We start from the raw sequence: 14444 nt of genomic DNA, 5'->3' as shown, positions 1-14444 counted from the left end.
ATTTGTCATTTCGAACGAAGAGAGAAATCTTTTAATTCCATTAAAAAAATACCTTTGTTAAAGTGAACTCATTAATCAATAATCAAAAAAGCAGCGCAAACTTCAACTTTTGGGAAAGCCCCCATTGTCTGTTTTTATTCTGTGCCCTTGTAAAACAGGGTATTTTAAAAAGCCAACAGACCGTTTTATCTGCCTGGAGCGCGCAATCTTTTCCCACCGACCGTTGCATTTTTATTTTAAATTTTGCACATTGTGTTTTAAGACGACTAACTTTGAGGACATCTAATGATTATTGTCACCGGAGCTGCAGGATTTATCGGAAGCTGCGTGGTGTCCCGCTTGAATAAAGAAGGGATCACCGACATTATTGCGGTAGACGTTTTGCGGGAAAACGACAAATGGAAAAACCTTCGCCATCTCGATTTTGTCGATTACCTCGATCGAGAACAATTGTTCGATTTTCTGGAAGGCGCCGCCAACATCGAAGCCATTATTCACATGGGCGCCTGTAGCGCCACCACCGAGCGCAACGCACACTACTTGATGGAAAACAACTATCGCTACACCTTAAAACTGGCGCAGTTTGCCATGAACCACGGAGCGCGTTTCATCTATGCCAGCTCCGGCGCAACCTATGGCCTGGGCGAGTTAGGATACGATGACGACGAAGACAACATCCATCGCCTGCGTCCGCTGAACATGTACGGCTATTCCAAACAGTTGTTCGACTTAAAAGCCCGGCGCGAGGGATGGTTTAAAAACATCGTTGGCCTGAAGTTCTTTAATGTTTACGGGCCCAACGAGTATTTTAAAGGCGATATGGCCTCCGTGGTTTTTAAGGCCTTTAATCAAATTCGGCAAACGGGTTCTGTGCGGCTTTTTAAATCGCACCGCCCAGATTTTAAAGACGGTGAACAGTTGCGCGATTTTGTTTATGTAAAAGATGTGCTGGAAGTGATTCTATTTTTTCTGCAAAATCCGGACAAAAACGGTTTGTTCAACGTGGGCTCCGGCAAGGCGCGTTCGTTTTTAGACCTGGTGAACGCCACCTTTGCCGCGATGGGCAAAAAGCCGGAAATTATCTTTTTTGATATGCCGGAACATTTGCGCGACCGCTACCAATACTTTACCGAAGCCAGAATCGAAAAGCTGCGCAAGGCTGGCTATCAAAAAGAATTCGCCTCACTGGAGCGCGGCATTGAGGACTATGTGCGAAATTATCTGTTAAAAGATTATGCGCATTACTAATCAAAACCATGAACCTATTTAATTACAGAGACAACAAAGCCGAACCAGAAACCACAGGCGTAGAAAAAACGCCAGAGATTTGTCTAAAGTTCTTTTTAAAACAGACGAACAAAAGTCGGATATATCGTTTGGAAAATTAAGATAGTTTAATCGAAAAATACACTTTCGTCCCAGATATGGTTTTATGAATAGTCAACAATTCATCGGAAAAGTTTTTGGCCACTTTCGCATCCTGGAGCCGGCGGGGCAGGGAGGGATGGGGCTTGTTTTCAAGGCTTTGAATACCCATCTCGACAAAATCGTTGCGCTTAAGATGATTGCGCCGGGCCTTTCCTTAAACGAAAAGCTATTAAACCGTTTTAAAACCGAAGCGCGCGCCCTGGCGCGGCTGGAAAATCCGCACATTGTGCGCATCAGCGATCTGCTGGAAGCCAATGGCCAGTGGTTCATCGTCATGGAGTACATCGAGGGCGACACTCTGCGCGATCGCTTAAAAGGTAAACGGCCGTTGCCTTTAAAAGAAGTCATTGAAATCAGCGAGCAAATTCTGTCGGCTTTGCAACATGCCCATTCCGCCGGTATTGTGCATCGCGATATTAAACCGAGTAATATTTTGCTCACCCAGGATAATCTGGTAAAAGTAACCGATTTCGGCCTGGCCAAGATTCAGGAAAATTCGCTGATTCATACGCATATTTCGGCTGTGGGCGGCACCCTGTATTACATGTCGCCGGAACAGGTACGAAGCCTCAAAGAAACCGATCATCGAACCGATATCTATTCTCTGGGCATTACCATTTACCAGATGGCCACCGGCACCGTGCCCTTTGATCCGGCGCAAACCGATTTCGACATCCGTGAGACCATCGTCCGCAAACCGCTTCCCCGGCCTTCTACCTTTAACCCCTATCTTCCTCCGGAATTCGATGCTTTCATTATGAAGGCCATAGAAAAGAATCCGGACGACCGCTTTCAGTCTGCGGTGGAAATGGCGCAGCGATTGGCCGAACTGAAAGAAAAGCTTAAAGACAAACTGGAGAACGGACGTCCCGCCGGCAGCGAAATCGATGATGAAATTAATTTCGACAGGTACGCCTTTGACATCAAAGATGATTTTTCGGATGTCTCTCTGGCGCCGGAGATTCCGGTGGAAAAAACGCCGCCGCCCGTTTCCCCTGAAGAAGATGATGAAGAGGCCAAAGACCTTTCCGAAATGTCGCAACTGACGCGCATGACCGAGCTGGTAAAAAGCAAACGGTTGTGGCTGATTAGTCTGCTGCCGATCCTGATTATTCTGTTTATTATCTATTTGATTTCGTTGCCGCCTCCATCCGGTAGCGTGTCCACACAATCGGCCGTAACCATGCTCAGCCTGCATAGCCGGCCGCCGGGCGCCCGGGTTTACATGAATGGCGAACCCATCGGACAAACGCCCATCGATTCTTTGACCATCCAGAAAGGGTCCATCGCCTTACGCATCGAAAAGGCGGGCTTTGTGTCCTACGATTCCACTCTAATGGTAAAAGGCGGACAACATCTGGCGCTGGATATCGCCCTGTTACGCAAAGCTGCGGTAAAAGAAGACGCTAAATTAGCGCAGACGAAACCGTTGGCTCCCGTGCCGCAAAGCAAGCCAGTCAGCGAAACCCGTGTTACCTTTAACTCCACCCCCTCAAAGGCCGATGTGTATCTGGACAATCGTCATATCGGGCAAACTCCGCTCAGCTATGTTTTAAAAAGCGGGCAAACCTTAAATTTGCGCGTCCGCAAAGCCGGTTTTAAGGAGCTAACACGCCAGATTACCGTTCCCGAAAGACAAAATTGGAACCTGAACCTACGGCTCGAGCCACAGGAGGCGCTGGTTACCATTCAATCCCGCCAGTGGCCGTTTGAGGTGCAGATCGACAACCGTAAACCGCAAAAGATCGATCGGCATTCCGGCGCGCTTCGCATTGCGCCCGGACAACGTCGTCTTATTTTTATAAAACCGAATTTCGAAAACGTTGAAAAGAACCTGCAATTGCAGCCCGGCGAAAAACGAACGATTGAGGTGGCGTTTACCCCCCTCTACGGAACTCTGGAAATACACGTTTTGCCCTGGGGCAATATCTACATCGATGATCAACTGCTAAAAGAAGAAACCAACATCAAACATAAAATCAGGTTGACGGCCGGGCGGCATCTGCTGCGCATTGAAAATCCCGCATTTTCAACCATCGAAAAGACCGTGGTCATCGAACCCGAAAAGACCATTCGGCTGAGCTATGATTTTAACCGCAAAATAGAAACGCGTGTGTTGGCCTTTGATGTCAACAAACAGCCGCTCTTTGTACAAATTGTGGTCGATGGACGCCTTACCGATAAGTACACCCCGGCTGCCATTCGTCTAAGCCCCGGCTTCCACCGCATTTCGGTCAGCAAACAGGGCTACAAACTGGTGGACGGCCCGGCTGAGGTAATGATCGTGCCAGAAGAGAAAAAGACGCTTAAATTTACCCTGGAAAAAGAATAAGTTGCCGTTGCGTTTGTCCCTGATTTTAAAAATGTTAAAAAATTGGGGAGATTATTTATCGTATTCTGTAAAATTATCTGACAAGTTACGGATAAATTTCTTAAATTAGCAGCGGTTAAAAAAAGCGTGGGAAATCAATGTGTAAAAAAACCATCACTTCCATACTCATCGTTGCATTTTTTTGGTTGGCCTTTTCTGAAACGCTTTTCGCTTTACAAAATGATAATTCCATTTCCGCACAACTAAAAAAAGCCAGAAGCGATTACTATGAAGGTCATTTTGAACAGGCGCAAGAGATTGTAATGAAACTGTTAAAAAGCGGAACCCTGAACAGCGAGCAACAATTCGAGGCGCTGATCATCCTGGCTGAAATTCGACGAGCTGTAAATGATGAACCGGGCGCGCGAAAAATTATCCGCCGCATTCTGGAAATAAAGCCGGATTACAACCCCACCATTGAACAGGAGCCCCCGTCTTTTGTACTGCTGGTTCAGGAAGAACGCCGCGCGCTGAAAAAAAACGAAAAAGCGTTTTATCAAAACAAAAAATTCTGGCTCATTTCCGGAGCGGCCACTGTTGGCCTGTTTGGCATTATCTTATTGAAAAATGGTAATGGCGGCGGGCAGGATAATATTTTACCCGCTCCGCCCGACTGGCCGAAAGAATAAAAGGGTTTAATACAGCATGCGTGTAACCAATTTGTTATTTGTCTTTTTGCTTTCCATTAGCGTTGTGCAGACCGCCCGCGGGCAAAAGCAGGTTGCCGGTCTGATCGACGGTGAAACCTGGAGCGTGGCGCAAAGTCCCATCCATGTGACGGGCAATCTGGATGTTTTGCAATTAACCATTGAAGCCGGCGTAACCGTTCTGTTCGAAGGCAACTACCGCATGAAGATTCTCGGCGTGTTAAATGCCGCAGGAACAGAGCAGGATTCGATTGTATTTGAAGCGGCCGAAAGTAATGTCGCGGGATGGGCCGGCCTTTATTTTAACAATGCCAGCGCAAATTCAACCCTGAGTTATTGCCGCGTTAGCGATGTAACAGCCAATCCGGCGCTGCAAATATCAGGCACCGATCTAATCGTTAAACACACGGTCATTAAACACAACGAAGCCCTTGGTCTTAATGTTGCAAACAGCGTGGTTACCCTTGAACGGTGCAATATTCTGAATAACGGCCAGACCGGTATTTTAACCGACAATAACGGACGGGTTGAACTGATCGCCTGTCGGATTTTTTCCAACGGCGATCGCGGATTGGAGACCAACCAGGGGCAGATCACCGCGCGCAATTCGCTGATCGCCTTTAACGCAGAAGAAGGCATTTTGCTTAGCGCAACAGGCGATGCACTGGAATGTGTAAACAGCGTCGTGGCCTACAACGGTAAGGAAGGCATCGTTAATATTGGCGGTACGCATACCGTTAAAAATTCGATTATCTACTTTAACAGCGCTGTTCAGCAAATTGCCACGGTTTCGGGGAGCGGCGAGGTGAGCTATTCTGCCGTGGAGCAGCTTATCTCCGGCGTAGGCAATATCATGCAGGATCCACAATTTGCCAGTACCCAGGATTTTACGCTTGGCGCATCGTCTCCGGCCATCGATGCCGGCGATCCTTCTACCGTTTTTGAAGACCGCTATTTCCCGCCGTCGCTGGGCGGCCAGCGTAACGATATGGGCGCCTATGGCGGGCCGTATGCGCGCAAATGGTATCCGCCACTGTTTTCAACGCCCGATACGCTCGATTTCGGCAACGTGAGTCTGGGCGATTCCTTAACCCTTGTTTTAACCATTAAAAATTACAGCGACGATGTTTTAACCATCCAACAAATTGTTCTAAGCGGCGCAGATCAGAGCTATTTTTCGATTGACGGCGCGTTCAATAACGTCAACCTGCCCATGGCCGACAGCCTGCTGGTGCCGGTGATTTTTCATCCCACGCAAACCAGTTCGTTGCCCCTGACCGCAAATTTACAAATCGATACCAATCTCGGACAAAAACAAACGCCTCTGGTGGGCATGGTGGTTATGCCCAATATTTTAATCCTTTCCGACGCGCTGGATTTTGGCGGGCAGGCCGTTTCGCAGGTCGATTCGCAGCAGGTTAAAATCTTTAACACCGGAACCGACACGCTTTTTATCGATTCACTAAAATCAAATACCTCTTCGTTTTCGGCAACGCTTTCGCAAAACGAACTGCCTCCCTATTCCGGAGATTATATTTCGCTAATGGTTTATTTTCATCCGGACACCATCGGCGCCATTTTGGACACCCTGCGCATTTTTAGCAACGATCCGGACGATTCCGTGCGGTCTATTTATCTTTCCGGAGAAGGGCTGGCGCCTGTTTTAAAAACCGACACCGATTCCATCGCCTTTGATTCCGTGCTGATTTTTAGCGATTCGCTGCGGCAAATCGAAATCCGCAACCAGGGAAATACAGCGTTGACCATCCATTCGATGGCCTTTATAAACCAGGATTCGCGCTTTACGGTGGATTTTACTTCAGAAGTAGAAATTGAGGCGCAGGGCAGCCCGCTGGCGGTCGATGTCCGTTTTACGCCGGACTCCACCCGTTTTTACAGCGACACCCTGCTCATTGCCAGCGACGATCCGTTTAGCCCCCTGGTCCGGATTCCCGTCACGGGCGCGGGCATTGCCGCCCTTGTGCGTTTACCGGTCGAACGGGTAGATTTTGGCCAGTTGACCATGCCCGACGACTCGTTAACCAGGCTGACCATCCGCAATGGAGGAAACATCGACCTGCAAATCAAATCGATGACCATTGTGGGAGACGATGCAGGCTCTTTTTCGTGGTGGAAGGTCGGCGGCGATTTAATCATTGCGCCGCAAAACGATTCGTTAAGCATTTACCTGCGTTGCCTGCCGCAACGTAGCGGCGCTTTAAACGCCGCCCTTAAAATCGTCAGCAACGACGCCCTGAATCCTGAGTTCCAATTGCCCCTTGCCGCTTTTGTAAAAGCGGCTGAGCTAACGTTTGAACCGGATTCGGTGCGCTTTGATTCCGTCATGTTGTTCGATCAAAAGACGCAAATCGTTAAAATTTTTAACCGTGGCGATTACCAGTTGTTCATCGATTCGCTGTCGGTAACTTTGCCGCAAAACAGCGATCTGACCATTACCGCCTTCAACGTTCCGAAGATTCTGCAGCCGCAGGTCGATACGCTCAGCTTTCCCGTTTCTTTTTTTCCGCAAAAGGCAGGCTGGCAGGAGGCTTCCGTTAAAATCTATTCCAACGATCCTTTTCGTAATCCGCGCGTGTTGACCATCCGGGCGCTGGGCGTTGAACCCGTGTTACAGGCGCTTACAGACACGCTGGATTTCGGCCGATATTCTCTGTATCGTCAGCCCGTCCAATCGTTGTTTTTAAAGAACACAGGCAACGCCCCGGTAGTCATCGATTCCATCGTTTTGAGTAATCCGGCGGTCTTTTCGCTGGTTGAACCGACGCCCCAACGCATTGCTGCCGGCGCGGACCCGCTGCCCCTGAACATCCGTTTTACGCCGCAAGATGTCGGCCGTTTCGAAAGCGACTTAACCATTTACTGGAACAACCCCTACCACCAGCCTTACGTGCTGCGTCTGATTGGCGAAGCGGACAGCGTGCATTTTACTGTGCAACCCATGTTGGATTTCGGCAAGCAGATCATACACTCCGATGCGCAGCAAACCCTGGAGATGCGCAACAACAGCCGCGTGGTGTTTTATGTGGACAGCATCCGCCTCAGCGGCCCGAACTCGGACGCATTCAGCCTGCCGGATTTTGATTTTCCGCTGGCGCTGAATCCGGAAGACTCGCTTTTGACCTTCAAAATTACGTATCGTCCTCAACAAACTGGTTTGCACCTGGCGCAGCTGCAAATCTATTCGCAGGACCTTGCGCAACGTCAGCTCTCCGTAAATTTGCGGGGCGTGGCGCTCTACTCCTCGGCCGCGCCGTTGTTCATTAGCAGTTTAAACGATACCTGTGATTTTGGCGCGATTTTTGTGCAGGAGAGCGGCGTGCGTTCCTTTAGCCTGTTCAACTTAGGAAACGGCGTGTTGATGATTGATAGCTCGCAAATTAGCGGAGCCCAGGCTTCTGCCTTTGGTCTTAAATCCGCTTTGAACAACCTGACCATTGCCGCAGACGACTCGTTGACGTCGCTTCAGATTACGTTTAACCCAACAGCGGCGGGCAGCTATTCGGCAGCCCTGATCATCTATTCCAACGATCCCGAGCGCTCGCCGTTTACCATTCCGCTGCTGGGCAGGGGGAAAATCGATCCAACGCCTGCGCAGGTAAATTTTGAACCGGATTCTCTGCGTCTTGTGCTTGGCGAGCAGTCAACCGTGCGCTTTGCCATCACAGACGACTCTACCGCCATCCGGAGCGCGCTTCTTTATCTGCGGCCGGGAGCCGGTGATGAGTATCAGACGCTGCCCCTGCAGTTTAGTCCCGACACGGGCTGGACGGCGCACATCCCGGCAGACTGGATTACCGTCACAGGCCTTGAAGCGTACTTTGAGATTGAACACGGTGGAAGGAAGACGATCTTTCCGGAAAATGGCGCGCAAAATCCCCTTTATTTTACGGTGCAGATTCCTGAAATCCAGTTTCCGTACTTTACCAGAAAAGAAAAATATCAGATGATCTCTTTACCCTTTGTTACCGATCGTTCGCTGGCCGATCTTTTTACAGACGATCTGGGAGCGTACGATGCGGAAAAGTACCGCTTGTTTGACTGGGATGCGCAGCAGTTAAAATTTGTAGAACAGAAGCAGTTAGAAACGGTATTACCGCCGGGCAAAGCGTTGTATTTGATCGCCAGAGACTCTTTGCAGCTGGACGCCGGCGACCTGCAAAGCGTGCCTACAAATGTCAACTTTGAAATACCGGTTGCCAGCGGCTGGAATATGATCGCCAATCCTTTTCCCTTTCCGGTTGCCTGGCAGGAGGTTACGCAAAACTGGCCTGGGGCGCCCGTGCTGTATTATTACACCGGAACGGGCTGGATCATCGCCAACGTTCTTGAACCGTACAAAGGGTACGCCGTCAAAATCAGCGACAAAACCGCCGTCGCCATCCCGCCCAGCCCTGCGCAAAATACCCTGGCCAGAGCGGCGATTTTAACGGATCTGGATTGGCAGGTTCAACTGACGGCCCGCAGCGGGTTTTATGAGGATGAGGTCAATTTTGTGGGCGCATGTTCCACAACCGACGGCCATTCGGAAACGGCTCTCGTCCCCGAGCCGCCGACCATCGGCTCTTTTGTTTCGCTCTATTTTGAAAATGATGACAGCCAAAAAATGGCTGCGGATATCCGCCCCGCCGGCGAAGAGGGCTACCAGTTCGATTTTAAGGTTAATTGGAACACGGGCCTTGCGGCTTACGTTAATATTAAACCGGATTCACTGCCCGAGGGCTGGACGTGGAAGCTTGTTTCGCCGACCGGCCGTTTATGTTATTCTGAGCTGCCGGCAAAGCTGAGTTCTCCTGGAGTTCGGCTTCGTTTAATCGTCGGAAGCGCTGACTTTGTGCAAAAAAAGAGCGAAGAATTTCTGCCCGTTCCCGAACAATTCCAGTTGAGCCAGAACTTTCCCAATCCGTTTAATCAGAGCACGACTTTTAAATTACAATTGCCCGAAGCCGATCGTCTTACGATCGAAATTTTTGACATTAACGGTCGCCGCGTTAAAACCCTGGTTAAAAACTATAAGTTCGAGGCCGGTTATCATCAATTTAAATGGAATGGGAAGAATAATGGAAACAGCGTTGTCGCCAGCGGGATGTACATTTTGCGCTTAAAAGGGGCAAAATATTCGGCGGTTAAAAAAATAATTTTGCAAAAATGATTTTTTTATTTAAATAGAAATTGATACATGGAACGTACAAAAGGTGTCTTAGCACATGAAAAAAAACAAAAAAGACTCGATTGCCTTGCAAACCAATTCTTTTTTTCCTCTTTTACAGGATACGCAAAAACGATGGATCGGCGTAAGTTTTTTACTGGTGGTTTACCTGGCCTTTAACCACTTTTTGTTTTTCAATCAAAAAGGCTGGTTATGGTTGCTTGGCGAGTGGGAATTCTGGTTACCGGTTGGGATGTGGCTGGTGTCCATTCTGGCCTTAAGTTATAAAGCGCTTATCAGGCACGCTGATACTTTTTTATTTTTATTTTACTTGAGTGTGGGAACGGTGTTCCTTGTGCTTTTCCATTCGCAACCCGGCTTAAACAGCGAAGTTTTTAACTTTGGTTTTGTTTCCATTTTGCTGGTGGGCTATTTTTTTCTGCTGCCTGGATTCTGGTGGGCGCTGGCCGGCGGTTTGATTTTATCCACCCTTTATTCGCTCTTTCCCATTATCTGGCCGCAGAACGCGACCATGCTGCAGTCGGTGCACATCATTTTTATTTTATTTGCCAATTTGTTTGGCATTGTTTTCAAAATTCTCGATACCAATTTGCTCTCTTATTTAAAACAACAGCGCGAAGAGATCAAAACCCTGTCCGACGAATCTTTGCGCTTGCACGATTTAAAGGTGGAGTTTGAGCAATTAAAGGAAGAAAAAGAACAACTTTTCAATAAAAACCAGAGTTTGCAAGAAAAGATCATCGATCTTAACAATATTTTCCAGCTGGAACAATCGCTGACCACTCTGGCCACGCAATTCATCCAGGCCACGATTGATGAAATCGATTCTATGGTGAACAACGGTTTAAAAACGCTTTGCGAATATTTTGAAGCCGATCGATCGTATCTTTACTTTTTTGCGCAAAAAGGCACCTCGCTAAAAAAATCACACGAATATCGAAAGGAAGGCGTAAAGGAAAAAATCGCCCGCCATGAACAGATCGATAAAGAAGATTTTAAATGGTTTGTAAAAGCGTTGCGTCGTTCCAGCCATCTGGCCATAAGCGATGTGGATCAATTACCTGTGGAAGCCAGCACCATTAAATCTATCTGGAAGGTGGAGGACATTCGATCGTTATTCATCGTGCCGTTAATCTTAAATGAATCCATCGTCGGTTTTATCGGGCTGGACTTTTTACGTAAGCGGGAAGACTGGCCTTCTTTTACCGAGCATACCCTGCTGACCGCCGGTTTGATCTTTTTAAACGCCCTGGAGCGCAAGCGGTACAAAGAACATTTGCGCCGCTCCGAAAGCAGAATAAAAATGCTGTTCGAACGTTCGGCCGACGTGATCTTTGTGGCCACCCCTTCCGGCCGAATTCTGGATATGAATCCGGCCGGCGTCAAATTGTTCGGTTTTAAATCTTTAAACGACGTTTTAAAAGTTAAAGCAGGCGATCTGTATCTAAATCCTGAGGACCACGTTAAGTTTATGAAAGCGATAGAAAAGAAAGGTTTTGTTAAAGATTACGAATTGACGTTAAAGAACAGAGACGGTCAGAAAATTTTAGTGCTGGTTACCGCCGGCGCCGTAAAAAACGAAGCTGGCAAAATTGTGGCCTACGAAGGCATCATGCGCGATGTAACCGAAAAGAAGCAGCTCGAACAGCAACTGTTCCAGGCGCAAAAGATGGAATCCATCGGTTTGTTAACCGGCAGCATTGCCCACGATTTCAACAACATTCTGACAGCTATTAACGGCTATGCAGAAATGATTCGTCGCGGTCTGCCGGATGACCATGAGATGCAGGCCTTTATTCAAAATATTTTGCGTTCCGGGCGCCGCGCCGAAAATTTGATCCGCCAGCTGCTGGCTTTTAGCCGCAAACAATTAATCGAACCGCGCGTGGTCAATCTGAACCAGATCATTGATGACCTTAAAAAGATGCTGCGTCAATTGATCAATGAAGACATCGAGCTGGTAACTCAACTGGCGGAGGATGTGCCTCCGATTAAGGCAGATCCCGGGCAAATCGAACAGATGCTGGTTAATTTGATTATCAATTCCAGAGACGCCCTGAACCATTTGAGCGATCCGGGCGTCCGTAAAATGATAAAAGTACAGACCGAAAAAGTGGTACTGGACGAAGATTTTGTTTCGCGTCATGCCGGCAGTAGAGAAGGCGAGTATGTACGCATCAGCATTTCGGACAACGGCATCGGAATTCCGGAGGAAATACAGGACAAAATATTTGAGCCGTTTTTTACGACCAAAAGCGAGGGCAAGGGCACCGGCCTGGGGCTTTCAACGGTTTACGGCATTATCAAGCAAAACGGCGGAAGTATTTATCTGGAAAGCGCGCCGGGGCAGGGCACCACGTTTCATATCTACTGGCCGGTGAGCGAGGAAGAGCAGGATAAATCCGAACGGGACGAGACCAGCGAAATTTCCACCAAAGCGCAGGAATCCATAATGGTGGTAGAAGATGACCCGGATGTGCGCGAGCTGGCCTGCACCTTTTTAAAGAACCTGGGCTACAAAGTTTACGCGGCAGAAAACGGGGCCAGAGCGCTGGAAATCATTAAACAGAATAATCTGGTTAATGAACTGGATATGGTGTTTTCCGATATGGTGATGCCGGTCATGGGCGGCGATCAATTAGCCGAAGAGATTAAAGAACTGAACCCGAATATCAAAATTTTGCTGACCTCCGGTTATACCGACAGCCAGTTGATGAAAACCGGCCTGTTGAGCCGCGGGTATCGATTTTTACACAAGCCCTACACCATTCAGCAGATGGCCAAAAAAGTAAGAGCCATTTTAGATAACAAAGAATAAGGCGCCCGGCACAGGTTTTTCAGGGCAGCTTAAATACCTGCATCAGGGCGTTTAAGGCTTTTTCGCGCTCCCGGATATCGATGATGGCCGAAATGGTTGAAATACTGCTGGACAGCCCCAGAATATTGATTCCTGCGCGGCCTAACACCGAACAGAAATGAGCGGCTATGGCCGGCTTTTCTCTGAAGTGCGGACCATAGATGCCCAAAATACACACATATTCCCGTTTGCGAATATGATTGGCGTGCTCCTCAATATTTTCTCTAATAATTGTATCCACTTTTTGTGAAAATTCGGAATTAACGCAAAAGACAAGCGAAGCGTAATTCTGCTGACAACATCCTTCAGTTATATATTCAAGATTGATATGTTCTCTGGCAAAAAGATTCAATACCTCTGCCGCCGCGCCAGGCCGATCTTTTAAAGAAGTAATGGCGTACATGGTCAAGTTTGTCTGATCGACAAGCCCCCCGATCTTTATCATTTTTCATCCCTCGTTGTTTAATGAGTCCTTAAAGGTAAATAAACTGTAAAGGTAGAACCTTCGTTAAGTTTTGATTTTACTTCGATTTTACCGCCGTAACTTTCGACAATTTGTTTGACCAAACTCAGTCCCAGACCGGTGCCCATGCCAACCATATTTTTGGCATTTTCGGCCCGGTAGAATTCATTAAAAATGTGATCGATATCTTTTTCCTCAATACCAATGCCCGTATCGCTGATCTGAAAAATCAATTGATTCTTATCTTTAATCGCTTTTACCGTTACGCTGCCTTCTTCCGAAGTATAGCGGATGGCGTTATTGACCAGATTCCTTAAAATCTTTTCCAGGTCGTCTTTGTGCATGTGAACGGTCAAAGAATCAAAATTTACATCCAGAATCAGATTAATTCTCTTTTCGGCAGCTAACACGCCTTCTTGAGCAATGACTTCATCGAGCACGCGATTTACATTTATTACTTCTGTGGTTTTATTAAGCGTTCTCTGCTGCGCTTTGGAGAGCTCCAGCAGGTCTTTGATAATAGACAACATCTGTTCTGCGCGATTGGAAGCTCGTTGTAAAAGGTCAACCCCGGCCGGATTGATCTCTTTGCCAAAATTGGCCAGAACCGAGTCGATGGTGGTTTTAATGGCCACAATTGGCGATTTGAGCTCATGAGAGGCATAGCGGAAAAATTGCATCCTTTGCTGGTTCGCTTTCTGCAGTTCCAGGTTCTGCTTATCGATGACCTGCTTGCTCTCTCGAAATATTTTCATAAAACCAAGACAAATATAAGTGGTAACATAAACGGTAATGGCAAAAACAAATAACGTAAGCCCAATGGCAGAAAGATTGAGATGTAGATGCGCGCCAAAAATTGAGTAATGGGGCAATATCCCGCTGTATTCCGCAAACAGGAGCAGGGCAAAGAGGATAACGACCAGCGTTGAAAACAGGTAAGGATAGTTCCGGGGAAATACAATGCTGCTCAATACCACATGAAACAGGTAAAATAAATAGATCGGGTTTTCCACCCCACCGGAAAAGTGCAATAGTAATGAAAGGAAAACCAGATCGACGAAAATATGAACGCTTAAAATGAACAGCTCTGTAAAAAAAGAGATGTTTTTAAGGAACTTTTGCACCAGAAAATAGAAGATGTTGATGATTAATAAAATGCATAAAGTAAGCCAGATGAGATGATAGGGTATTTTAAACTCCATCAAATATTTTGCGACCAGCGTGGCCATAAAATAGCCGGCAATGGCCAGCCACCGTAATTTAATGGACCAGCCGAGCCTGTCTTGCAAAATATTGATGTCTAAAAAAGGAAAGAGCTCCCCCTTTGCTTTAATGATGTTCTTTAAAAGCAAATTGCATCTCCACTTAATGATTACATGCTAATATATAAAATTTTTCACAAAAAAAGAAGGTCTTTAGAAAAAATTAAGAAAATTGCGGGGCTGTCCCAAAAGTCAAAGAAAATGTATTTTTATAAAGTTTTTCTTTCC

The 14444-nt window shown here is 47.3% G+C and carries 7 protein-coding genes; 5 read left to right on the top strand and 2 right to left on the bottom strand.

Annotated features, from left to right (window positions below; genetic code table 11):
- The first annotated feature begins 285 nt into the window (after positions 1–285).
- The 5 genes from rfaD (at position 286) to Cabys_RS15090 (ending at position 12452) form a co-directional block, all read left to right on the top strand.
- Positions 286–1248, top strand: coding sequence for an ADP-glyceromanno-heptose 6-epimerase (gene rfaD, locus Cabys_RS15110; RefSeq protein ID WP_006926991.1), 963 nt, complete (start codon positions 286–288; stop codon positions 1246–1248).
- A 184-nt stretch (positions 1249–1432) separates the two neighbouring features.
- Entirely contained in the window at positions 1433–3760 is a 2328-nt protein-coding gene (locus Cabys_RS15105) for a serine/threonine-protein kinase (RefSeq protein WP_006926990.1), read from the top strand.
- Positions 3761–3897: 137 nt separating this feature from the next.
- Positions 3898–4428: a tetratricopeptide repeat protein gene (locus Cabys_RS15100; protein WP_006926989.1), complete on the top strand. Its 531-nt coding sequence runs from the start codon at positions 3898–3900 to the stop codon at positions 4426–4428.
- A 16-nt stretch (positions 4429–4444) separates the two neighbouring features.
- Positions 4445–9616, top strand: coding sequence for a choice-of-anchor D domain-containing protein (locus tag Cabys_RS15095; protein ID WP_006926988.1), 5172 nt, complete (start codon positions 4445–4447; stop codon positions 9614–9616).
- A gap of 55 nt (positions 9617–9671) precedes the next feature.
- Positions 9672–12452 carry a hybrid sensor histidine kinase/response regulator gene (locus tag Cabys_RS15090; RefSeq protein ID WP_006926987.1) on the top strand — a complete coding sequence of 927 codons (2781 nt, stop codon included), beginning with the start codon at positions 9672–9674 and terminating at the stop codon, positions 12450–12452.
- Positions 12453–12471: 19 nt separating this feature from the next.
- Here the strand turns inward: Cabys_RS15090 and Cabys_RS15085 are convergent, their stop codons facing one another.
- Together Cabys_RS15085 and Cabys_RS15080 are read right to left on the bottom strand one after the other, a co-directional pair.
- On the bottom strand, positions 12472–12936 hold the full coding sequence (locus Cabys_RS15085; protein WP_006926986.1) for an ACT domain-containing protein: 465 nt from the start codon (positions 12934–12936) through the stop codon (positions 12472–12474).
- Between the two features lie 17 nt (positions 12937–12953).
- Positions 12954–14306, bottom strand: a complete 1353-nt coding sequence (locus Cabys_RS15080; RefSeq protein ID WP_006926985.1) for a sensor histidine kinase — start codon at positions 14304–14306, stop codon at positions 12954–12956.
- Between the last annotated feature and the right edge of the window lie 138 nt (positions 14307–14444).

Source organism: Caldithrix abyssi DSM 13497, from assembly GCF_001886815.1.
GTDB lineage: Bacteria > Calditrichota > Calditrichia > Calditrichales > Calditrichaceae > Caldithrix > Caldithrix abyssi.
The sequence above is the reverse complement of the archived record's forward strand: the minus strand, read 5'-3'. Positions and strand labels throughout refer to the sequence as shown.

Bases quoted from the DNA above. Each gene is read 5' to 3' on its own strand.
- rfaD (WP_006926991.1), top strand. From the start codon at position 286: ATGATTATTGTCACCGGAGCTGCAGGATTTATCGGAAGCTGCGTGGTG.
- Cabys_RS15105 (WP_006926990.1), top strand. From the start codon at position 1,433: ATGAATAGTCAACAATTCATCGGAAAAGTTTTTGGCCACTTTCGCATC.
- Cabys_RS15100 (WP_006926989.1), top strand. From the start codon at position 3,898: ATGTGTAAAAAAACCATCACTTCCATACTCATCGTTGCATTTTTTTGG.
- Cabys_RS15095 (WP_006926988.1), top strand. From the start codon at position 4,445: ATGCGTGTAACCAATTTGTTATTTGTCTTTTTGCTTTCCATTAGCGTT.
- Cabys_RS15090 (WP_006926987.1), top strand. From the start codon at position 9,672: ATGAAAAAAAACAAAAAAGACTCGATTGCCTTGCAAACCAATTCTTTT.
- Cabys_RS15085 (WP_006926986.1), bottom strand. From the start codon at position 12,936: ATGATAAAGATCGGGGGGCTTGTCGATCAGACAAACTTGACCATGTAC.